This is a genomic window from Pseudomonas sp. LH21, assembly GCF_036549575.1.
Lineage (GTDB): Bacteria > Pseudomonadota > Gammaproteobacteria > Pseudomonadales > Pseudomonadaceae > Aquipseudomonas > Aquipseudomonas peradeniyensis.
In genome coordinates, this window is sequence record NZ_CP144367.1 from 2,412,767 (window position 1) to 2,434,005 (window position 21,239).

A 21,239-nucleotide genomic window follows, 5' to 3' on the forward strand; every position below is an offset into this window, starting at 1 on the left:
CTCAGACCCTCAGCAGCAGGTGCTCACGCTCCCAGGCGCTGATCACCTGCCGGTAGTTGTGCAGCTCGGTGCGCTTGACCGCCACATACCCACGGACGAAGCGGTCGCCCAGGTACTCCCCAAGCAGTTCGCAACCTTCGAGCCGCGCCAGCGCATCGTCCAGCGTGGCCGGCAGGCGCAAGCCGCCATGATCGTAGGCGCGACCCTGCACGGGCGCGCTGGGCGCCGCCTGTTCGAGCAGGCCGAGATAGCCGCACAGCAGGCTGGCGGCCATGGCCAGGTAGGGATTGGCATCGGCGCCGGGCAGGCGGTTCTCCACGCGCAGGGCGGCCGCTGTCGCGGTGGGCACGCGCAGGCCCACGGTACGGTTTTCTTCGCCCCATTCGACATTGACCGGGGCACAGGCGTCGGGCAGGAAGCGGCGGTAGGAATTCACGTTCGGGGCGAGCAGCGCCAGTGCCTGGGGCAGGTACTTCTGCAGGCCGCCGATGTAGTGCAGCAGCCGATCGCTCGGTGTGCCGTGAGCGCTGGCGAACAGGTTGGCGCCGGTGGCCCTGTCCAGCACGCTCTGGTGGATGTGCATCGAGCTGCCAGGTTCATGGGCGATCGGCTTGGCCATGAAGGTCGCGCTGATGCCGTGCTGCAGCGCCGCTTCACGCAGGGTGCGCTTGAATACGATCAGCTGGTCGGCCAGGCGCAGCGGGTCGCCGTGGTGGAAGTTGACCTCCATTTGCGCCGGGCCGCTTTCGTGGACCAGCGTGTCCAGGTCCAGGCCCTGGACGGCGCACCAGTGGTAGACGTCCTCGAACAGCCGGGCGAATTCGTGGGTGGCTTCGATGGAGAAACTCTGCCGACCCGTCTCTGCCCGGCCCGAGCGGCCCTCGGGGGCTTCCAACGGCAGGTCCGGGTCATGGCTGCGCTTGGTCAGGTAGAACTCCAGCTCCGGCGCCACCACCGGCTGCCAGCCACTGTCGCTGTACAGGGCCAGCACGCGCTTGAGCACGTTGCGCGGCGACAGCTCGATGGGCTGGCCGTGCCGGTCGAAGCTGTCGTGGATGACCATGGCGGTCGGTTCCGCCAGCCACGGCAGGCGGTAGACGGCATGGGCGGCGGGGCGGCAGTGCATGTCGATGCCGGCCTCGTCCAGCAGCGCGTAGAAGACCTCGTCGTCGACGAAGTCGCCGGTCACCGTCTGCAGCAGCACGCTCTCCGGCAGGCGCATGCTGCCTTCGTCGAGGAAGCGGTCGAGGGAGGCGACCTTGCCGCGGACGATGCCGGAAAAATCGCTCACCACGCATTCGACCTCGCAGATGCCCTGTTGCCTGAGCTGCTGTGCCAGTGGTTCGGCAGGGTTGTTCATACCCACCTCGGAAGGGGGCATGCGTTCATCCTGAATGCCAGCCCGCCCAGGCAGGGGATTCGCGCATAGCGTCATGTTGCACTCTCGATACGCCAAAGACCTGCAAAGGGTATTGAGTTGCGTATCAAGTTGCTGTCGGTTTGCGGCCCGTCGGCGTAAAGAGTTGATAAAGCGTGGCGGGTAAAATCGGCCCGCCACCGCTCTATGAAACAACAGGCGCCTCTCAGGTTAGGCAACGTCAGCGTGGGGGCGGGCTTGACCCGCGATCACCGGCGTAGCCGGTGCCATACCCGGCATCGCGCGGCAAGCCCGCTCCAACAGCGATCGCTCAGGACGGTTGGGCCGCCAGGCGATTGCTGACGCTGCGCCCCAGCACCAGCACCGTGACAAAGCCGCAGCCCACCAGCGCCGTGGCCAGGCTGAACAGCACCGCACTGCCCATCTGGTCGACGATCCGCCCACCGAAGAACGAGCCCAGGGCGATGATCACCTGGAACATGGCGACGAACAGCGGCATGCCGCGCTCCACATCCTTGGGCGCCACGACGAACATCCAGATGCTGGCGCAGGCCGGGAAGGCGCCGAAGGCGAAGCCCCAGAGTGCGATCAGCATCGCCGCGCCGGTGAGGCTGGTGGCGAAGTAGGGGAACAGCGCGGTGCCGATGCCGATCATCAAGGCGACCAGCATCAGGGTGTAGCGCACGCTCTGATTGGCGGCGAAACCGGCGAAGACATTGCCCAGTACCCCGGCCACGCCGTAGAGCAGCAACAGCGAGCCGATCATCGGCCCGTCGAAGCCGGCGTTGTGCTTGAAGAACGGCGCGACGTAGGTGTACGCGGCAAAGTGCGCCAGGCCGATCAGCAACACCGCGATCAGGCCGACCCGCGCCTGCGGGTTGACGAACAGCGCCGGCAGGTCGCTGATGCGGATGGCTTTCTCCGGGTTGAGCCGCGGCAGCAGCAGGACCTGCGCCAGCAGCACCGGCACGCCCACCAGCGCGGTGACCAGGAAGGTCATGCGCCAGCCCATGAGCCCGCTGAGCCAGGTACCCACGGGCACGCCGAGCACGGTGGCCAGGGTCACGCCGACCATGATGATCGAGGTGGCCTGGGCCACGCCCACGCCCTTGGGCGCCAGGCGGCCGCTCAGGGCGATCGCGGTCGCCCAGAAGCCACCGATGCTGATGCCCAGCAGTACCCGGCCGAACAGCAGCAGGCCGAAGTCGGTGGCGTAGGCCACAACGGCGTTGGCGACGATCATGATCAGCGTCAGGGCGATCAGCAGGTAGCGTCGGTCGAGGGCGCCGATGCCCACCGACAGCAAGGGCGCGGCCAGGGCCGCCATGATGCCGGGCAGGGTCACCATCAGGCCGGCCTGGCCTGCGCTGATGCCGAGGTCGGCGGCGACATCGTTGAGCACGCCTACCGGCAGGAATTCGCTGGTCACCAGGGCGAAGGCGCCCACGGCGACCGAGAGAATCGCCAGCCACTGCTGACGGACGCTCTGTTGGCTGTGTTCGGGTGGGCTGTGGGGGGACGGGTTGGGGCTTGGCATGGTGCGGGCTTCCATAGGGGACTGTCGCCTGGGACAGGCGCTGCAGCGAGGGGAAAACGGGGAGGCGATTATAGGGGGTGGATTTTGCAGCTCGACAGGCGGGCGGCTTGATAGTAATCATCAGTGGGATCGATGGGTGGCTTGGGGTAGAGCGTTGCGGCCATCCCTTTTGCGATTTTGGGCTTCAAGATTGCCGGGGTCGCTTTGCGACCCTTTCGCGGCACAAGGCCGCTCCTACAGGGATCGCGTACCCCATGTAGGAGCGGCTTCGTGCCGCGAAAGGCTGCAAAGCAGCCCCAGTACGCTGACTGACAGGCATCACATTTTTTCACCTGCACAGAAGGGCATATGACAGAGGCATACCAAGGAAGCTGCCTGTGCGCAGCGGTCAGCTATGAGCTGCTAACGCCACCCAAGGCCGTGAGTCATTGTCACTGCAGCCAATGCCGCAAAGGTCACGGGGCTGCATTCGGCTCATATGGCAGCGTGCCGCGCAGCGCACTTCGCGTACTTCGCGGGGCCGACAGCATCAAGGCCTACGCCTCTTCGCAGACAGTGTTACGCGAGTTCTGCGGGGCGTGTGGCTCGACGTTGTTCTGGTCACGATCCAAAGGTGAGTTCGCCGACTGGATCTCGATCGCGCTGGGTACACTTGATACACCGTTCCAGCCACGCAAGCAAAAGCACGTTTACATCGATTCTGCGGTGCCCTGGTATACGCATTCCAGTAATTGTACCGAGGCCGACTGACGGCTTGCATCGCCGGAATGGGGTATGTTGTTGCCTCTGCGCTTGCTTACTGGCCTGTCATGACTGCTTGAGTATTCAATGCTGATTTCCACGCTTTCCAACGGTCGACTCATTACGCCATCGCTCCAGGCCGAACCCTGTGTGCCATGGTGGAGTTTCACCAAGACGGTGTTGGCCGCGACCGCCCTGACTCTGGTACGTGACCGACGACTCGCCCTGGATGCTTCGCTTCCTGAAGCCACGTACACCTTGCGTCAGCTACTGCGTCACGAAGCGGGCCTCGCGGATTATAGCGAGCTTCCCGAATACCACACGGCGGTTGCCAATCATGAACCCGCGTGGTCCGTGGACGAGATGATGCAGCGCCTGGATGGCGCTCGGCTTCGCTATGACCCTGGAGCGGGGTGGTGCTATTCGAATGTGGGCTACATGCTGGTCGCCAGGCTCATCGAACGTGCCACAGGCCTGCCGCTTGAAGAGGCGATCAGCCAGCAAGTCCTGGCTCCACTCGGTATCTCGGCGGTTCGCTTGGCAACCCAACGCGCAGATCTGAACGGGGATTACCTCGGACATTCGTTGAACTACGACCCTGGCTGGGTCTATCACGGATTGCTGATCGGCCCTGTTTCGCAGGCTGCCCTTTTCCTGGAGCGTCTGCTCGCCGGGACACTGCTTCCGGCCGACCTGCTCCAGGAAATGCAGGCAACAAAGGTGTTGGGTGGGCCAATGACTGGCCGACCGTGGGTTGCGCCTGGGTATGCCCTGGGCCTGATGCGCGGGACGATCGAGGGCGGCTTGACGCTGGCCGGGCATACCGGGTGTGGCCCCGGCAGTGTGGTGGCGGTCTATCGATGCGCGGTTGGTGAGGCCGTCGCGTGTTGCGCGGTATTTTCGACGGCCTCAGATGAGGGACGTATTGAGGCGCTGGTCGCTCAGGAGGTACGCAAGGCGCTTGAGGCTGTGCGTTGAGGCTGCCTGGTACTTGTTCCGCCTTGGATTCTCACAAGATCGGCGGTGCATAGACAACTTGGTCGCGCCCTCCCTGTTTGGCTGCATAAAGTGCGCTGTCGGCGCGCCGTAGTGCATCATCGATCTGCTCGCTATCGGCGACCAAAGTACATCCCACACTGAGACTCACCCTCAGCGGACCGCTGGAGAGTTGCATCGGTCTGCTGCCAACGATCAGGCGCACGCGCTCCGCGATCCGCACCAGCTCGTCACGGTCCTGTACCCGCAGCAATGCGACGAACTCCTCACCGCCCTGGCGTACCAGCAAATCCTCCGGGCGAAGGGCAGCTCGCAGACGACGCGCACACTCGCAAAGCACCTGGTCACCGTCAGCATGACCGTACTTGTCGTTTACAGACTTGAAGTGGTCAAGGTCCGCATACAGAGTACACAACTGCAGATCTTTCTCTTTTGCCAAACGGCGTTCACGATCCTGGAAGGCGGCCAACGCGCCGCGGTTCCATAGCTGTGTTAGCGGATCAAGCAAAGCCTTGCGTTGCTCACGGTCCATTTCAAGGCGTAAGTCGTGGTTGGCCTGTATCATGCTGCGCAGTTGCAGATAACCCTCCGCGAGCGTGGCCAAGTCTCTGAAGTTGGCCTGCTGCGCCTCACTTAGCAGGCGTGGGCGAGGGTCGAACATGCATAGCGTTCCGATCGCTTTGCCGTTTCCGGCACGCAAGGGGTGACCGGCGTAGAAGCGGATGTAGGGTGCGCCAAGTACCAGCGGATTGTCGGCGAATCGAGAATCGCACTCGGCGTCGGCCACCAGCAGGGTGTCCTCACCCAGAATGGCGTAGCCGCAGAAGGACACATTGCGCGGAGTCTCGTTTACGTCTAGCCCGATCCTGGCCTTGAACCATTGCCGATCGTGATCAATCAGGCTGATCAGCACAGTATCCACGTGCGCCACTTCCTGAGTGAGCCGCACCAGCGTATCGAGGTAATGCTCAGCCGGTGTATCCAGCACATTCATTTCATCGAGGGTGCGCTGGCGCAACGTTTCGTCAGTCGGTATGGGACAAGCCGGCATGTCGTTTCTCCAGTCCATGGGGTAGCGTCTCCCAAAAGGTAAGGTTTGACGCCTAGACTGAATCTACTCTAGACAGTTGAACGGATAAGGTCGAAACCATCAGTCGCCAAGGTTTCTCATGGGGATTTAGGCTTCCTCATGGCTGGCAGAACGCTATCGACCCATTGCAGACCTCGTACGCCATTGCGCGCTGCTAGGCCCGCAGCTATCGGCCAGAAGAGCTCGATTGTTGTCATAGATGGACGAGTCTATTACGGCGGTTCACCTCTGGCCGTTTGCTGCTCTCTGCGTAGGACCGCTATGGGTCGTTAGTGGTCAGTCGCCGAACGGCCACTATCGACCCACAGCGGACATTCAGCGGAAATGGATTGGGGTGTCCGCGCAAATCTGAAATAGGATGAGCCATCCTCATCCAACATTGCACACTAGCAGCAAGCTTATCTATGGCACGAAAAGCAAACCCGTCCTGCGCTGATTGGGTCATACGCAGTGCCACGCCTGGCAGCGTGGAGCGCATCGAGGCGTGGTTTGGCGGCCATGGCTACGACCCCCATCGGCACGATACCTACTCGATAGGCCGTACCCTTGCTGGCGTACAGAGCTTTCACTACAGAGGGGCGCTGTGCCACGGCGTGCCGGGCAACACCCTGGTGCTGCACCCGGACGAAGTCCATGACGGCATGGCCGGAACGGATATCGGCTTTCGCTACCGGATGGCCTACATCGATCCTTCGCTGATCCAGAGCGTGCTCGGCGGCGAACCGCTGCCATTCATTGCCGGCGGGCTGTCCAGCGACCCTCGCCTCTATCGCGCCAGCGAGGCCTTCGTACAGGCACTGGATCATCCGTTGGAAACACTGGAGGAGCAGGACGCCGTCTATGACCTGGCCATGGCGCTGCGTACAGTCGGCGGCAAGCCCCGCGGCCGCAAGCGCCTGGACTACCGCTCGGCCGAGCGCGCCAGGGCGTTCATCATGGAGCACCTTGACCACGGCATCACACTGGAAATGCTCGAACAGGCCAGCGGCCGTGAGCAGTGGAGCTTGTCACGGGACTTTCGAGCCCTTTACGGCACCAGCCCATACCGTTTTGTCACGCTGCGGCGCCTGGACTGTTTTCGCAGGCTGATCCTGGATGGCTTCACCTTGGTCGATGCAGCCCTCGCTGCAGGCTTTCATGACCAGAGCCACATGACCCGGCACTTTACCCGCGCCTACGGCGTGCCGCCTCTGCGCTGGCTGGAACGCTTGCGGCCTGCCCGCTGACTTGCAGGATCGTACAAGAGACGCGTGCATTCTCTTCGATAGCCTGATCACTCTAACTACAGAGGATCTGCCATGACCGACTTACACCCGCAACGCGCATCGCAACCTGTGAACCTGGCTCAGAAGGCTGCATTGATCGAGCAGCAGTGGAGCCCAAGGGTAGTCGCGCAAATGAACGACTACCAATTCAAGGTCGTGCGCATCGAAGGGGAATTCATCTGGCACTCGCACCCGGAGACGGATGAAGCGTTCCTGGTGCTAGAAGGCACCTTGCGTATCGATCTGCCAGAGGGCAGCGTGTATGTGCAGCCGGGTGAGCTGTATGTCGTGCCGCGTGGTGTAGAGCACAGAACAGCGGCCCAGGCGGAAACGAAACTGATGATGATCGAGCCGCGAGGCGTTCTGAATACCGGTCATGAAGGAGGGGAGCGAACTGCGGTGAATGACGTCTGGATCTGAGTTGACGTTGCAGGCGATGAGGCCGGTACCCACAAGGGCCTTGGATCGATGTGCGCTTTGAGTCGGAAGCGGGAGCTCACGAGCGGTCGTTTTCGACCCATAGCTGCCGTTCACCAAGGGCAGGATTTCTAGCTTTGGCCGCTGGATGTCGCGCACTGCAACGGCCCCAGAGCAGCCTGAGCAGTTGACTCTCCCGTTATGGTCAGGCTTTACCCTGCACGCTTCATGTTCAGGATGAAGTGATGATGAGCAAACGAGTACTAGTGGTGCTGGGGCACCCGTCAAGCGAGAGTTTCTGCGCAGCGCTGACCGAGAGCTATGTCGAGGCAGCCAGAAGTGCCGGCCATGATGTAAGGATATTACGGCTTGATGCTTTGAGCTTTGACCCGGTACTACGCAGCGGCTACCGGCAAGCGCAGCCACTGGAGCCCGATCTGCTCAGGGCCCAGGCCGACATCACCTGGGCCGAGCACCTGGCCTTTATCTACCCCATTTGGTGGGGCGGTATCCCTGCATTGATGAAGGGCTTTTTCGACCGCGTGTTCCTGCCCGGTTTCGCGTTTCAGTATAGGGCAGGCAAAGCTTTCCCCGAGCAACTGCTCAAGGGTCGAACAGCGCATCTGCTGGTGACGATGGATACACCGCCGTGGTACTACCGCTGGGTGTATCGCATGCCTGGCCTTCACCAAGTGCGCAAGACCACGTTGCAGTTCTGCGGTATCAGAACGCTGCGCACCCTGATGTTCGGGCCGCTGCTCGGCTCCAGCGCGCGGCGGCGTGGAGCCTGGCTCGAACTGGCACGAGGCATCGCCAGCTGACCTGCGGCTATGTGGTTCCCGAACCGCTGGCGCCATGCAATGATGCCCCGCACCCTTTTGAAAAGGACATTCATGTATATCGGCAAAGCCGCCCAACTGTCGGGCACCACGGTCAAGACCATCCGCCACTATGAAGCGATTGGCCTGCTGCCGCCGCCCGAGCGCCAGGGGCAGTACCGCGTTTACAATCAGCAGAGTGTCGAGTTGCTGACGTTCATCAAATGCGCGCAGCAGTTGGGTTTCAAACTGAAAGAACTGCAGGCCATTCTGCTGAGGCATCAGGGTGCTGATTTGCCGTGGGAGTTGGCGGGCAAGGCCATTGCCGACAAGAAACGCGAAGTGCTGGGGCAAATCACTGGGCTGCAACAGATATACGCAGGGCTCGAAGCGTTTGAAGCAAGCCTTGCAGGTGCCAAGTATCAGTGCGGGCTTAAGCGTCTGCCATAAGCAACGAAGCCAGCTGCTGGCTTCGATTTAAATGCGAGCGCCGCAGGAGCGGGTTTGGCCCGCCAATAGGGGCGTAAAAACATCATCCAGGCTTTGACGATTCGGGCCTACTGCCGGGTGGAGAGATGCTCTGAGGCGTGTAGCCGGCATGGAAAAAGACAATCCTCGCTGTGGCGATGGGCTTGATGTATCCGGGCCTGTAGGGTCAGCCGCTCGTTGGCACTGATGAGATTCGTGATTCCCGGGTAAACACCGCTGGACTGAGCGCCTGGTAAAACCGCAGCGGATGGGGTGGCGGTGGTTGAAAACGGCCTATTGTGGAGGCGCCGCCCTTGAGTGGCTGGCATTCAGCCCATCGGGGCACCGAGTAATGCTATCGCCGTCCCATGGGTGACCACGGCCGGAACCGTTCCCCACCACAATCGAACCTGCGCGCACACCAGACCCTCTACCAGGGTGAACAGCATGATGGGCCATCCCACTTGGGTGAGGATAAACGCCAGACAGGCGTGACACGCGCTGAACGCAATCGCACTGCCCAGTGCGGCTCGCTGTGCTGATGTCACACGCTCTAGCAGACCTTGCAGCATGCCTCGAAACAGTACCTCCTCAAGCGCGTTCCCAGCAAAAGCAAAAACGACAAAGCCCAGCATCCAGGGGAGAGGGGGCGATTCGATACCTTGATAAATTCTTATCGGTATACCAATGGCACAACCTGCTGCCATTCCTATGGCAAGACCGCAAGCGCGGTTGCCTTTGAACCCTGTTACCAGTCGCCAGAGCGCTGGAGCCAGCCTCGCGAGGCAAGTAATCAGCAGTATTGAAGCCAAGCCAAGCAACGCGAGAATCCACACACTGGCATGGAATTGGAGTGCTGGTTTACCGCCTACCATCCACAATCCGCAGGGTGTCATCAGGTCCCGTGTGAACATGAATGCAGTCAAGAGAATTGCCACACGCAAACCCATCATTGAGCACGGCGTGATCCAGAACCAGGCGGCGAACAAGCAAAGGACAGGAGAGAGAATCAGTACGTAGTCCAGCAGCGGCGTGAGGGCGTTGAGAACCATCATTTCATCCGTGAGAGTGGCAGGGAACAGGATACGGGACCTGCGCCCAAACTGCTTCGAGTGTGTGCTTGCAGTTGACCATGTCGGCGATTGCCGTAAAATCGCGCGCCCAAAATTCAGCAGGCAGGGAGCTTCAATGCAACGGGTGATGATCATTGGTCAGCCAGGGTCTGGGAAAAGTACCCTGGCGCGCAAGCTGGGTGAGCGCACAGGGCTGCCGGTCGTGCATATCGACACGATTCACTGGCAGCCGGGGTGGGTCGAACGCAGCCGTGACGAGAAGACGCGTCTTTGCCATGAGGTCGAGGCCCGTGAACGCTGGATCTTCGAAGGCGGACACTCGACCACATGGAACAACCGGCTGGCCCGCGCCGACATGCTGATATGGATCGATCGCTCGGCGCCGCTTCGATTCTGGCGCGTGCTCCTCAGGACGGCGCTGAACCGCGGTCGCTCTCGGCCCGACCTGCCGGACGACTGTCCGGAACTGCTGGCCAACCTGCCGGAGTTCTTCAGGTTCATGTGGCGGACGAAAACCTCGTCTCGGGAGGCGATGAGGCGATTCGTGGCGACGGCGCCGTCAGGGTGTCGCGTGGTCTGCCTGCGGTCGAATCGGGATACCGAGGTTTTTCTCGCTAGTCTGGGCGCGCAATCTGATCAGGCAGTGCAAGGCCACTAGAGACTCGATTGCGCTTGATTGGCGGCAGACGTCTGCCGTGAAGCATGTCAGAACGTTTTAACCTGCCCAAGGATGGCCCATGGCGCTGACCAGCAAGATCACGACCTACAACCCTGAATGGCCGCAACGGTACCAGTCGGACAAAGTGCTGCTCGCTTCGGCATTCGGTGATGAACTTCTCGCCACAACAGCGTCTGATTTCTGCGGCGACGCAGCCAGCAGCTGCTTGGAGAAGTGGTCTTTCGCACACGGTGAGATGTTTCAATAGCCAATCGTCCGTCCATCCTACCCACTCGCCGGCAACGCTTCGCAAATTCGACTCAAGGGCCGGGAAAACCTCTCCCCAAAGAATGGTCTGAATATCTCCCGGCGAGTATTCGCTTTCAATGATGGCCTTAGTCACGTAGGCGAAAGTAGCGTTATCGATCTCGGTATCAAGGAATAACTCGGAAAGGGCTTGCCAAACCTTAAGGCGTCTTTGGTCGACCACGGACACAATTCCATCGCTCGGCTGCCGAAAGTCTGTAGAGATTACTTTTTCCAGATGCGGATGTCTGCTATGGGCCGAAAGCGGCCATTCTCGAGTGAGCCCTTCGATCCATAGCGAATCGCCGTGGCTGCCTGTGTAGAGACCGGACACATGGTGCCTGGCAAAGCAGCCAAGGTGGGGTTGGGCTTTGCGTGTGCTTGCCCAGGTCTATAAGCTGCAGCCTTAGTCCCAATCAACTTCGCAAGAGGCAAACCTTTGTCCACCGATCCGCTGTGTCTCGTTTTTGTTCCGGCGCTTGTATCCCTGCTCAAGGCGGCGGAGGATCGCAAAGGCTCCCAGCTCAGCGAGGATGAGGTGCTTGAGATTCGCGATAATGCAACCGCGACAGCAATACCCTTCAGTGTCGCCGTCGCGTTGGAAAAAGAGCGGGGTTACGAGGACATCGTTCCAGAGGAGTGCTGGAAGGAATGGCAGCGAGTACGCTCATTTCTCTGAGCAAACAGTCCTCACACAACCGTTCGGGGCCGGAAATTGCGCAATTGCTATCGGAGCCATGGATCAAATGACGACAGTCTCCAGCCTCATCGGCCCTTGGAAAGGTGCGGCGTCGACAACGTTGCTACAGCGTTGTCGAAATGCCTGGGACACGCCTTTCGAAGAGCTTTCAGATCTCATGGTCGCTACTTTTCTGAGCCAGCGAATCGCAGTTCCTCAACTGTTGGTCGAGGCCATGCGGCGGTTGGATTCAGAGCCCCGCGATGACACGGAGTACTTCGATGGCCAACTGGCTGAGGCAGTTTCGGCGCTGAAAGCTGACGGTGTCTGACCGTTAGCTGCCCGGCTATGGAGCGATAGCGGCATCGCAACAGAACACCAGTATGTATGCATTCCTCAGCCTGTCTTAATCGCCATTCCACAACCACCGAAAGTGCTCGTTTGCAACGTCACGTCCGCCCATGACCCGGATAGGCTTTCGTTGCTTTCAGCGCCGTGCGGAGAGTTGTTGCGGCGCTAGGAATGCATCGTGGAAGTAATTGTGGAACGCGTGCATCGCCGGGCTGAATTCCCGCTCGCGATGCCAGGCCAGGCCGACGCTCATGGGGGTGACCTTGTCGGTAATGGTCACCGTTTCGATGCGTTTACCCTCCAGCGACCAGGGGCGATGTACCAGGTCGGAGAGGATCGCCACGCCGCTGCCGTTGGCCACCATGCTGCGCACTGCCTCCACAGAGCTGGTGCGGATTCGCACATTGGGCTGCTGCTGGGCATGTTCCCAGTAGCGCATGGCGCTTTGTTCGGCTTCGTCGACGGTAAGCAGGATGAACGGCTCCTGTGTGACGTCGGCAAGGCTCACGGCCGAGCGCTCGCACAGCGGGTGATGGCTGGGCAGCCACAGCCGGCGCTCGGAATTGAACAGGGTTTTCGAGACGATGTCCGGGTGGGTCAGGTTCGAGGTCAGCACCACCGCCATGTCGAACTCGCCTTCCAGCAGGCCTTGCTCGATGGCCTGGCGCTCCCGTTCGTGCACTTCGATGGCCACGTCCGGGTGCCAGTGTTCCAGGCGTTGCAGGTGATGGGGCAGGAAGTAGCCGATTACCGTGTAACTGGCCGCTACCCGCAACAGGCCGGTGGCCCGAACGTCCGGCAGTGGGCTGTTGAGGGCGTCCTCTACGCTGCGCAAGATCACGTAGGCCCGGTTGAGAAAGTGCCGTCCGGCATCGGTCAGGCTCATGCCCTGGGCCGAGCGCTGGAACAGTAGCGTGCCGAGCATGCCCTCCAGTTCCTTGATCGCAGTGGTCACCGCTGACTGGGAAATATTCAGATGAATCGCAGCTTGGGAGATTTGCCCGATCTCGGCCGTGGCGACGAAGTAGCGAACCTGGCGCAGGGTCAGTGACATGAACACTCCGCTTGATGGGGTATCTGTTTTTCAGAAGATATCCCCTCGGATAATAGATCTTCCCAAGGGGGTGACTGGAACTTAACGTGCTCTGCATGAAGTCACAAGCGTCAGGAGCACGTGTCATGCAGGCAGTAGATTTCAATTCGGACATGGGCGAAGGCTTCGGTCCGTGGACGATCGGCGACGGGGTCGACAACGAACTGATGGGCTTCATCAGCTCGGCCAACATCGCCACCGGTTTCCATGCCGGCGACCCCGGCACCATGCGTCGCACGGTCGAGCAGGCCAAGCGCCTGGGCGTGGCCGTCGGTGCCCATCCGGGCTTTCGCGACCTGGTCGGGTTCGGCCGCCGCCACATCCAGGCATCGGCCCAGGAGCTGGTGGACGACATGCTGTACCAGCTGGGCGCCCTGCGGGAGCTCGCCCGCGTTCAAGGCGTGGCCCTGCAACACATCAAACCTCATGGTGCGCTGTACATGCACCTGGCCCGGGACGAAGAAGCGGCGCGCTTGCTGGTGGAAAACCTGCAGCGCCTGGAGCCTGAACTGCTGCTGTATTGCATGCCCGACTCGACGATCTGGCGTATCGCCACGGAGCTCGGCCAACCGGTGATCCGCGAGTTCTACGCCGACCGCGAATACGACATCAGCGGCTCCATCGTCTTCACCCGCAATGTGCGTGCCTACGACCCCGCCCAAGTCGCTGCGCGGGTACTGCGTGCCTGTCAGCAAGGCGTGGTGCGCACAGTGGAAGGTGAAGACCTCGCGATCGAATTCGATTCCATCTGCTTGCACAGCGATACACCCGGTGCCCTGGCACTGGTCGAGGCCACCCGCCAAGCGCTCGATGGCGCGGGGATCCAGGTGCGCGCACCACGATAAAGCCATCTAAGACACCTGGCGCACAGACGCCAGGGTTTGCTCGGCACACAGATTTTTTGCCTGCCTTTCTACAACTATTCCAAGAGGAACAGACATGGCGCAGCACACCGTCATCACCCCATTGCCTGGGACTTTCTACCGCAAAGCCACTCCGGAATCGCCGAACTACGTCGAGGCCGGTGCCAACGTCAGTGCCGACACGGTGATTGGCCTGATCGAGGTCATGAAGCAGTTTTCCGAACTGACCGCGGGTACGGAAGGGCGTCTGGACGCGTTTCTGGTCGAAGACGGTGATCCGGTGGAGCCGGGTCAGGTCATCGCGACACTCGAAGACGCGTGAGGGCACGACCATGACCCAAGGCATTGGTAAACTGCTGATCGCCAACCGTGGCGAGATTGCCGTGCGGATCATCCGTGCCGCGAAAGCGCTCGGGATTCCAACCGTGGCAGCATGCAGCGAAGCAGACACCGACTCCCAGGCCGCGCGCATGGCCGACGAAGTGCACATTCTTGGCCCGGTCCGCGCTGACAAGAGCTACCTCAATATCGAGGCCTTGCTCGGTGCCCTGAAGGCCACCGGGTCCAACGCGGTGCACCCCGGTTACGGCTTCCTTTCGGAAAACGCCGATTTCGCCGAAGCGGTACTTGCGGCCGGCGCGATTTTCGTCGGCCCATGCCCCGAGACCATCCGCCGCATGGGTGACAAGGCCGAAGCCCGGCGCACCGCGCAAGCGGCGGGCGTGCCGGTGGTGCCCGGTTCTGCCGATGAACTGTTCGATGTGGAGTCGGCGCTCGAGGCCGCCAGATCCGTCGGCTTCCCGCTGCTGATCAAGGCCTCGGCCGGAGGCGGTGGACGCGGAATTCGTCTGGCGGAAAACCCGCAACAGTTGCGCGAAGAATTCCCCCGTTCCCAGCGCGAAGCCCAGGCCGCCTTTGGCAATGGCGCGGTGTATCTGGAGCGCTTCATCGGCAAGGCCCGGCATATCGAAGTGCAGGTGCTGGGCGACGGCAAGCAGGCGGTGCACCTGTTCGAGCGCGAATGTTCGCTGCAACGCCGTCGCCAGAAGATCTTCGAGGAAGCGCCGTCGCCGGTCCTCGATGCGCAGCAGCGCGAGGCCCTGTGCGCGAGCGCCGTGCGCCTGACCGAGGCGCTGGGATACAAGGGCGCCGGCACCCTTGAATACCTGTACGACGACGCCACCGGCGAGTTTTTCTTCATCGAGATGAACACACGGATCCAGGTGGAACATCCGGTCAGCGAGCTGATCACCGGTATCGATCTGGTCCAGGCCATGTTGCGCATTGCCGGTGGCGAGCCACTGGGACTCAGGCAAAGCGATATCGAGATCAACGGCGCAGCCCTGCAGATGCGCCTGAACGCCGAAGACCCCGCGCGGGATTTCTTCCCAAGCCCAGGGCTTGTGCAAGCGCTGCACTGGCCGCAAGGCGAGGGCGTGCGGGTCGACAGCCATCTGTATGAAGGCTACCGGGTGCCGCCATACTATGACTCGTTGCTGGCCAAGCTGATTGTTCATGGCCGTGACCGCGCCGAAGCCCTGGCCCGCGCGCGACTGGCGGTCGAGCAGACCACGCTCACCGGCATGGCCAGCACCTTGTCGTTGCATGGCGAACTGCTGGAGCAACCCTGGTTGCACACCGCCGACTTCCACACCGGCACTTTGGAAACCTGGCTGGCCGAGCGCCGCAGTGAAGGTGCAGCATGAGCAGTCCGATTCGCTACAGCTTTGGCGCCGACGAACACCTGTTTGCCGAAGTCAGCGACAGCATGTCCCTTGAAGCCTTCTTCAAGGGCATGGCGGTCACCCGCGCGGTGGAGCGTCTGGCCCTCGATGGCGTGCTCGACGTGTGCTTGGCCAACGCCTCGTTCCAGATCCGCTTTGACCCGGATCGCATCGCGCCGGCCGATCTGCTTGAAGCGGTGAAGGGGGCCGAGGCCCAGGCCGTGGCCGAGCGCACGCTGCATACCCGGATCATCGAGATCCCGGTGCTCTACAACGATCCCTGGACCCACGAAACCCTGATGCGCTTTCGCGACCGCCACCAGGACCCGAATGCCACGGACCTGGAGTACGCCGCGCGCATCAACGGCTTGGCCGACGTCGAGGCGTTCATCGCCGCCCACAGTGGCGCGCCGTGGTTCGTTTCGATGGTGGGCTTCGTCGCGGGCTTGCCGTTCATGTTCCAGATGGTCGAGCGCGAACGCCAGTTGCAGGTGCCCAAGTACCTGCGACCCCGTACCGACACGCCGAAACTGACCCTGGGTCATGGCGGCTGCTTCGGTTGCATCTACTCGGTCCGTGGCGCCGGTGGCTACCAGATGTTTGGCGTCACCCCGGCACCGATCTACGACCCGCAGCAGAGCCTGGCGTACCTGAAGGAGCACATGGTGTTCTTCCGTCCCGGCGACATCGTGCAGTTCAAGCCGATGGACCGCGATGCCTATGACCACGCCGTGGCCGAGGTCGAAGCCGGGCGCTTCGATCTGCGCATCCGTCCAGTCGAGTTCTCGCTCGATGCGTTCCTCGCCGACCCGATCGGTTATCCCAAGTCGCTGCAGGAGGTGCTGGCATGATCAAGGTGCTCAAACCCGGTCTGGCCACCTCGGTGCAGGACCTCGGCCGCGAAGGCTACTACCACCTGGGTATCCCGCCTTCCGGGGCGCTGGACCAGTACGCCCTGAGCGCGGCCAACCAGTTGGTGGGCAATCCGGCCAATTCGGCGGCGCTGGAGTGCACCTTGCTGGGGCCGGAGCTGGAATTTCAGCAGGACGCCCTGGTGGCGGTATGTGGTGCGCAGATGACGCCGAAGGTCGATGGCGTGGACATGCACTTGGACACCGCTTTCGAAGTGAAGGCCGGCCAAGTGCTGCGTTTCGATTTTCCCAAGGCTGGCGCGCGGGCTTATCTGGCGGTGGCCGGCGGTATCGATGTGCCGGTGGTGCTCGGCAGTCGTTCCACCTACGCACTGGGGGCGCTGGGTGGCTTTCAGGGGCGCAGGCTGGTGATGGGTGATGAACTGCCGATCGGCACCGCCAGCGGCAAGGGGCGTGCCGGGGCGAGTCTGCCCATGGCGTTGCGACAGTCGCTGGGAGGGGAGATCACCCTGCGGGTGGTGCCGGGGCTGTACTACGACCGCCTGACCCTGGCGGCGGCGGACAGCTTTTTCGCCGAAGCCTGGACCGTCGGCTCGGAGGCCGATCGCATCGGCTATCGCTTCAAGGGTGGCAGCCCGCTGAGCTTCCAGCCTCGCGAGCAGCCGTTCGGCGCCGGCTCCGACCCTTCGAACATCGTCGACAGCTGCTACCCGATCGGCTCGATCCAGGTGCCGGCAGGGCTCGAGCCCATCATCCTGCACCGCGATGCGGTGTCCGGTGGCGGTTACGCGATGATCGGCACGGTGATCAGCGCCGACCTCGACCTGGTTGGACAGATGCAACCCAACCAGAAGGCCCGCTTCGTCGCGGTGACGCTGGAGGAGGCGCTGCAAGCCCGACGTTCCTATAAGAAAAAGCTCAGCTGTCTGAGCAAGCTGTTCCCTTCCTGAAAAGCCAAAAAGGCAAGCCAACGCCGCATTTCGGTGCGGGGGCGGCTGCCCGCGCTTCAACCTCTGACGTAAAGAATTAGCGACTGGCAGTCGATCTTTCTAACCAGTCAGCACGAGTCATCTCCCATATTTCGACCTCCATCTGTCCAGATACGAAATCTCCTGCCCGCACGTCTACCAAGCGCATACCCTCATGTGTCGAGACCTTGCGAGATGCGTCATTGGCAACAGCTTTGGGAGCCTGCATGACCGGACGCGACAGGGTCTCGAACCAATAGGCATTGATAATCCGGCATGCCTCGCGCATGTAGCCCTACCAAAGCGACGGTCGAGGGCAGACCGTCGCTATCCGACCCTTAGCGGCCATTCATAATCTGAAAGACAATGCCTACCTGCGTATACCTTAGCGAGGGAGAAACTTGTGGATCTTCATGAACAATTGGCCGAGGTCATGGACGCGACGACCTTCTTGGCTTTCGTCCACGCCCTAGCGGCTGATAAACGCGCAAGCAACGATTGGGAGAATACCAGCGTTGAAGCCTTCCTGGATGCCGCAATAGCTTGGGCCGAAGTCAGTGAATTTGGTATCCGCCAAGGGCTTTCACCTTCCAACCCGTGGGCGCAGTTCGCTACATTTCTTTACTGTGGAAAAATTTACGAATAAGTGAAGAGCAATTCCGCTTCTGTTGTGTGTTTGCGAGTGGTCTATCGCCAGAACGCCTTGAAAGCTCTCTGGTAGGCTTCAAAGCCTTGATTAAAGGAGCCAGTATGCGTATCACCCAAGATTTACGTGCAAACGAAATCCTCAGGCTTGAGCATCTCTTGGAGGGTTTTAACTATTCGGTCTGGGTCAACACCTATGGGCCCTTTGACCTGGATAGGACGCTTGAAGAGCAACTCGCTTTTTCCACCGGTAACGAAGTGATCATCGGCGGGCAGTCCTGCGTGACCGCAAGCGAGGCTCGCAGTGAGGTTACCGAGCAACTGCTGCACGCCGGGGATGGCGGTTACGGCCCACTGGATTTGGATGCAAAACGCTCCGAAATCCTGAGTCTTCTTGAGGACCTGTTCACGCATGTGCGCCTAGACCAGGCCAGCACCCTAACTTCATTTTGGCTAACCAAGGGCCATCCGGCATACCCAGTGTTCTGGGACTTCGCTTTCGATATTCATCAGGGTGGGAAAAGATGGATTCTGATGGGCAGTAGCAGCGACTAGGCTGGGATAGCTAAGCTTTCTGAAGACTTGGCCAAGCTTGCTGCTATGACCGCCTTGGGTCGATAGCGGTCAGTCGTGAACGGCTGATATCGCCCCATTACTGACAGTAAATCCTGCAGCAATCTTTGTGGGAGATTCTATGGTCGGGGAAAGCCGCGACAGCAACCGGATCTATCTGACCTACGATGTTGCGGTTTGTTAATGTGATGCGGTGGCGCGAGTATGCACTCCTCGGGGCGCTTGCTCGCCGTGTTTTACCCTGCGGACGGCTGTGGCACTTTCTTGCCTAACCGGATCAGCTCGTTGGAGAAACACAATCCGCAGAGGATCAGCCCGGCCCCCAGGTACAAAGTGTCTCGTGGCACTTCATTGAGGATCACGAACGCCAGAAGCGCGGCAAACAGTGGTTCAGTCAGTTCCAGTGCCTGGACCTGCGATGGCTTCAAATACTCGATGGCCTTGGTGGTACAGAAGAAGCCGAGGATGGTCGGCAACGCGGCCAGGGCCAGCAATGTCATGACCGCTGCCAGCGACAGCTCTCCAATGATGAACCCATCGGTTGCAGCCGGCATCAGCAGGTAGAGGCTGCCGAAAAACAATAGTTGCCGAGTGAAATGCAGCCCCCCGGAGACGCCCATGCGTTTCATGGCAACCGAAAATGCACCATAGCCGCAGCCTCCAATCGCAGCGAGCACTGTGCCTTGCAGCGTGAAACCTTGTTCCAGGTCGGCTCCGAAGATCACGGCAATACCGGCTATCGTCAATCCGGCGCCTACTGTCGCGTTGGCGGTGATAGGGTCCTTGAGGACTATCCGCCCCAGTAATATCGAAGAAATGGACGCGCTTGCCATCAGGATCACCACGACGCCTGCCGCGGCGTAATGGCTATAGGCCGAGGTTTCAAAGTGGAACAACACGAAAATGCCGAGAAAGGCAAACGGCGGCATGGAACCACTTGGCCGTATGCAGGGGGCGCTTGAGAAACAGTAGCAGTGCTGATAACAACAGGCAGCCGAGGACTGTTTTTATCAGGGCGATGCTGCTGGCGCTGAATCCACTGTTCATCAACACTTTGCTGAGTACGCCGATCGTTGCATTCAGTGCAGCGGCACAGAGTGCAAAGAGTACGCCTTTGCCGAAACGAGATTGCATTTGTACATTCCTTGTTATTGGCTTTATGCCTTCGCCCGGTCGACATGCAGGCGATTGCGGCCCGCCTGCTTGGCGGTATAGAGCGCCCGGTCGGCACGTTCAATCAGCGATGGCGGGCTGTCGAGGGCCGTTCCATCGACGCAGGCGATGCCGATGCTGGCGGTCACATGCCCGAAAGGGCTGCCTTTGTGAGGGATAGGTTGCAAGGCCAGGCGCTCGAGCATCAACCTGGCGACGACGACCGCTCCGTCGTTGTCGGTCTCGGGCAGGATCACGGCCAGTTCTTCACCCCCGTAGCGTGCCAGCAGGTCGCGAGGGCGGCGGATGCAGGAAGAGAGCAGGGAAGCTATCTGCTGCAGGCAGGCGTCGCCAGCCGGATGCCCATAGGTGTCGTTGTAACGTTTGAAATGGTCGATATCGATCATCAGCAGAGCCAGCGGGGTGCCATTTCGATGGGCCGTGCGGATTTCCTGGGGCAGCGCCTCGTCAAAGCAGCGCCGGTTGGCAAGCCCCGTGAGCGCATCGTGCATCGCCAGGCTTTCCAGTTGTTGGTTGCTCTCCAGTAACTGCTGTTGGGTCAGCCAAAGTTCGTTTTCGACCGCACTTCGTCGGCTCATGGCACGAATCAGCAACCAGCCAATGGTCCCGATCAGTGCCAGCAGCGCAGCGACCACCAGTGACGACAGCAGCGCCTCGAGCCGCCAGGCCGAGAGTGCTTCCTGCTTGCCCAGCGCGACCGTTGTCACCAGGGGTAGCTTGTCGCTCTTGCGAAACGCGTAGAGGCGCTCCACGCCGTCCAGGCTGGAGGTGAACGATGCGGTGCCCGCTGGCTGGTCAACGAGATATTTGGTAAAGATGGGCGACTTCGAAAAGTTGCGCCCCATGTCCTGTTCCCGAAATGGGTAGCGCACCAGCATGGAACCGTCGGTATAGGCCAGCCCGATGGCACCGTCATGGCCGACATCCAGTTTGCCGAAAAGCTGCAGGAAGTTCTCGACGCCAAGCGTCATGGCGACAACGCCGGCGAACTCGCCATGGTCATCGCTGAATCGCCGGCTGATGGTGATCACCCATTCCTGGTTGACGCGGCTACGGATTGGCAGGCCGATGAAAGGGTCGCGGGATGGGTCGTCACGGTGGTGGATGAAAAAGGCTCGGTCGCTGCTGTTGGCACCGTCGGGGATGGGACGGTTGGACGACATCAGCCAGCGTCCATCCCTTGCGTAGATAGTGATGCCGCTCATCGGCGGCATCAACGGTTGCTGGCGCTTGACCAGTTGATCCAGACGTTCGATCTGCGCAGGCCCGGCCCCCTCGGTTTCCAGACGCTCGACCAGGCCGAGCAGCAGCATCGAGCTCTGACGGACGATACCTTCCGAATAGGTGGACAGTGCCTGGGTCAGGTTAAGGCCATGGACGTTGACGTCTTCCAGGGCGCGCTCGCGAGAAGCCATGACCTTCCACAGCGTTAACGAGGCGAGAGAGCAACCGATGACCGATAGCAGTAGCACAACGAGGTGGATGTCACGCTTCACGTCAATTCACACGCCTTTTTCCCTAAAGACCAAGTTGAGCGTCGATACGCTATAA

At 60.9% G+C, this 21,239-nt stretch carries 23 protein-coding genes and 4 pseudogenes; 17 read left to right on the top strand and 10 right to left on the bottom strand.

Annotated elements, in window-relative coordinates; genetic code table 11:
• Position 1: 1 nt before the first annotated feature.
• Both VUG52_RS11105 and VUG52_RS11110 read right to left on the bottom strand, forming a co-directional pair.
• The gene (locus tag VUG52_RS11105) at positions 2-1,360 is read right to left on the bottom strand and encodes a glutamine synthetase family protein (RefSeq protein WP_050706190.1); all 1,359 of its coding nucleotides are present in this window, start codon (positions 1,358-1,360) and stop codon (positions 2-4) included.
• A 328-nt stretch (positions 1,361-1,688) separates the two neighbouring features.
• Positions 1,689-2,915 carry an MFS transporter gene (locus VUG52_RS11110; protein ID WP_050706189.1) on the bottom strand — a complete coding sequence of 409 codons (1,227 nt, stop codon included), beginning with the start codon at positions 2,913-2,915 and terminating at the stop codon, positions 1,689-1,691.
• 348 nt (positions 2,916-3,263) lie between these two features.
• Here VUG52_RS11110 and VUG52_RS11115 point away from each other — a divergent pair, with 348 nt between their 5' ends.
• Positions 3,264-3,665, top strand: coding sequence for a GFA family protein (locus VUG52_RS11115; protein ID WP_082337765.1), 402 nt, complete (start codon positions 3,264-3,266; stop codon positions 3,663-3,665).
• A 78-nt stretch (positions 3,666-3,743) separates the two neighbouring features.
• Positions 3,744-4,634 (top strand): serine hydrolase domain-containing protein, encoded by an 891-nt coding sequence (locus tag VUG52_RS11120; RefSeq protein ID WP_050706080.1) that lies wholly within the window; start codon positions 3,744-3,746, stop codon positions 4,632-4,634.
• 31 nt (positions 4,635-4,665) lie between these two features.
• Here the strand turns inward: VUG52_RS11120 and VUG52_RS11125 are convergent, their stop codons facing one another.
• The gene (locus tag VUG52_RS11125; RefSeq protein ID WP_262974318.1) at positions 4,666-5,703 is read right to left on the bottom strand and encodes a GGDEF domain-containing protein; all 1,038 of its coding nucleotides are present in this window, start codon (positions 5,701-5,703) and stop codon (positions 4,666-4,668) included.
• Positions 5,704-6,146: 443 nt separating this feature from the next.
• Between VUG52_RS11125 and VUG52_RS11130 the strand changes: the two genes are divergently transcribed.
• The 4 genes from VUG52_RS11130 to VUG52_RS11145 all read left to right on the top strand — a co-directional run bounded on the left by VUG52_RS11130 (position 6,147) and on the right by VUG52_RS11145 (position 8,692).
• Entirely contained in the window at positions 6,147-6,968 is an 822-nt protein-coding gene (locus tag VUG52_RS11130) for an AraC family transcriptional regulator (protein ID WP_050706078.1), read from the top strand.
• Between the two features lie 72 nt (positions 6,969-7,040).
• On the top strand, positions 7,041-7,427 hold the full coding sequence (locus tag VUG52_RS11135; protein ID WP_050706077.1) for a cupin domain-containing protein: 387 nt from the start codon (positions 7,041-7,043) through the stop codon (positions 7,425-7,427).
• A gap of 242 nt (positions 7,428-7,669) precedes the next feature.
• The gene (locus VUG52_RS11140) at positions 7,670-8,245 is read left to right on the top strand and encodes an NAD(P)H-dependent oxidoreductase (RefSeq protein WP_050706076.1); all 576 of its coding nucleotides are present in this window, start codon (positions 7,670-7,672) and stop codon (positions 8,243-8,245) included.
• 72 nt (positions 8,246-8,317) lie between these two features.
• Positions 8,318-8,692, top strand: coding sequence for a MerR family transcriptional regulator (locus VUG52_RS11145; RefSeq protein WP_050706075.1), 375 nt, complete (start codon positions 8,318-8,320; stop codon positions 8,690-8,692).
• Positions 8,693-8,802: 110 nt separating this feature from the next.
• Here VUG52_RS11145 and VUG52_RS11150 read toward each other — a convergent pair.
• Positions 8,803-8,889, bottom strand: a pseudogene (locus tag VUG52_RS11150) (integrase); the annotation flags it as partial.
• 150 nt (positions 8,890-9,039) lie between these two features.
• Positions 9,040-9,762 carry a CPBP family intramembrane glutamic endopeptidase gene (locus tag VUG52_RS11155; RefSeq protein WP_050706074.1) on the bottom strand — a complete coding sequence of 241 codons (723 nt, stop codon included), beginning with the start codon at positions 9,760-9,762 and terminating at the stop codon, positions 9,040-9,042.
• Between the two features lie 136 nt (positions 9,763-9,898).
• On the opposite strand from VUG52_RS11155, the gene VUG52_RS11160 reads away from it, so the two are divergent.
• Complete coding sequence (locus tag VUG52_RS11160; RefSeq protein WP_050706073.1) at positions 9,899-10,441, top strand: AAA family ATPase; 543 nt, start codon at positions 9,899-9,901, stop codon at positions 10,439-10,441.
• A gap of 79 nt (positions 10,442-10,520) precedes the next feature.
• Entirely contained in the window at positions 10,521-10,709 is a 189-nt protein-coding gene (locus tag VUG52_RS27245; protein WP_050706072.1) for a hypothetical protein, read from the top strand.
• A 33-nt stretch (positions 10,710-10,742) separates the two neighbouring features.
• On the opposite strand, the pseudogene VUG52_RS27250 reads toward VUG52_RS27245, so the two are convergent.
• Positions 10,743-11,081: pseudogene (locus VUG52_RS27250) on the bottom strand (DUF7079 family protein); the annotation flags it as partial.
• A 105-nt stretch (positions 11,082-11,186) separates the two neighbouring features.
• Here VUG52_RS27250 and VUG52_RS11170 point away from each other — a divergent pair.
• Complete coding sequence (locus tag VUG52_RS11170; protein ID WP_050706071.1) at positions 11,187-11,426, top strand: hypothetical protein; 240 nt, start codon at positions 11,187-11,189, stop codon at positions 11,424-11,426.
• A gap of 67 nt (positions 11,427-11,493) precedes the next feature.
• Positions 11,494-11,757 (top strand): contact-dependent growth inhibition system immunity protein, encoded by a 264-nt coding sequence (locus VUG52_RS11175; RefSeq protein WP_052895967.1) that lies wholly within the window; start codon positions 11,494-11,496, stop codon positions 11,755-11,757.
• A 156-nt stretch (positions 11,758-11,913) separates the two neighbouring features.
• On the opposite strand, the gene VUG52_RS11180 is transcribed toward VUG52_RS11175, so the two are convergent.
• Positions 11,914-12,831 (bottom strand): LysR family transcriptional regulator, encoded by a 918-nt coding sequence (locus VUG52_RS11180; RefSeq protein WP_050706069.1) that lies wholly within the window; start codon positions 12,829-12,831, stop codon positions 11,914-11,916.
• Positions 12,832-12,956: 125 nt separating this feature from the next.
• On the opposite strand from VUG52_RS11180, the gene VUG52_RS11185 reads away from it, so the two are divergent.
• The 5 genes from VUG52_RS11185 (at position 12,957) to VUG52_RS11205 (ending at position 17,279) form a co-directional block, all read left to right on the top strand.
• Positions 12,957-13,715 carry a 5-oxoprolinase subunit PxpA gene (locus VUG52_RS11185; RefSeq protein WP_050706068.1) on the top strand — a complete coding sequence of 253 codons (759 nt, stop codon included), beginning with the start codon at positions 12,957-12,959 and terminating at the stop codon, positions 13,713-13,715.
• 94 nt (positions 13,716-13,809) lie between these two features.
• Positions 13,810-14,055, top strand: a complete 246-nt coding sequence (locus VUG52_RS11190; protein WP_050706067.1) for an acetyl-CoA carboxylase — start codon at positions 13,810-13,812, stop codon at positions 14,053-14,055.
• Between the two features lie 10 nt (positions 14,056-14,065).
• Positions 14,066-15,439, top strand: coding sequence for an acetyl-CoA carboxylase biotin carboxylase subunit (locus tag VUG52_RS11195; RefSeq protein WP_050706066.1), 1,374 nt, complete (start codon positions 14,066-14,068; stop codon positions 15,437-15,439).
• Positions 15,436-16,308, top strand: coding sequence for a 5-oxoprolinase subunit B family protein (locus VUG52_RS11200; RefSeq protein ID WP_050706065.1), 873 nt, complete (start codon positions 15,436-15,438; stop codon positions 16,306-16,308). The genes VUG52_RS11195 and VUG52_RS11200 overlap by 4 nt, the downstream gene beginning before the upstream one ends.
• Entirely contained in the window at positions 16,305-17,279 is a 975-nt protein-coding gene (locus VUG52_RS11205; RefSeq protein ID WP_050706064.1) for a biotin-dependent carboxyltransferase family protein, read from the top strand. Before VUG52_RS11200 ends, VUG52_RS11205 begins: the two co-directional genes overlap by 4 nt.
• Before the next feature lie 76 nt (positions 17,280-17,355).
• On the opposite strand, the pseudogene VUG52_RS11210 reads toward VUG52_RS11205, so the two are convergent.
• A pseudogene (locus tag VUG52_RS11210) lies at positions 17,356-17,592 on the bottom strand (GNAT family N-acetyltransferase); the annotation flags it as partial.
• A 108-nt stretch (positions 17,593-17,700) separates the two neighbouring features.
• On the opposite strand from VUG52_RS11210, the gene VUG52_RS11215 reads away from it, so the two are divergent.
• Complete coding sequence (locus VUG52_RS11215) at positions 17,701-17,943, top strand: DUF7660 family protein (RefSeq protein ID WP_052895951.1); 243 nt, start codon at positions 17,701-17,703, stop codon at positions 17,941-17,943.
• Positions 17,944-18,047: 104 nt separating this feature from the next.
• The gene (locus tag VUG52_RS11220) at positions 18,048-18,497 is read left to right on the top strand and encodes a hypothetical protein (protein ID WP_050706063.1); all 450 of its coding nucleotides are present in this window, start codon (positions 18,048-18,050) and stop codon (positions 18,495-18,497) included.
• 254 nt (positions 18,498-18,751) lie between these two features.
• On the opposite strand, the pseudogene VUG52_RS11225 reads toward VUG52_RS11220, so the two are convergent.
• Both VUG52_RS11225 and VUG52_RS11230 read right to left on the bottom strand, forming a co-directional pair.
• Positions 18,752-19,649: pseudogene (locus VUG52_RS11225) on the bottom strand (DMT family transporter).
• Positions 19,650-19,672: 23 nt separating this feature from the next.
• Positions 19,673-21,184 (bottom strand): sensor domain-containing diguanylate cyclase, encoded by a 1,512-nt coding sequence (locus tag VUG52_RS11230; RefSeq protein ID WP_052895949.1) that lies wholly within the window; start codon positions 21,182-21,184, stop codon positions 19,673-19,675.
• Positions 21,185-21,239: the final 55 nt, after the last annotated feature.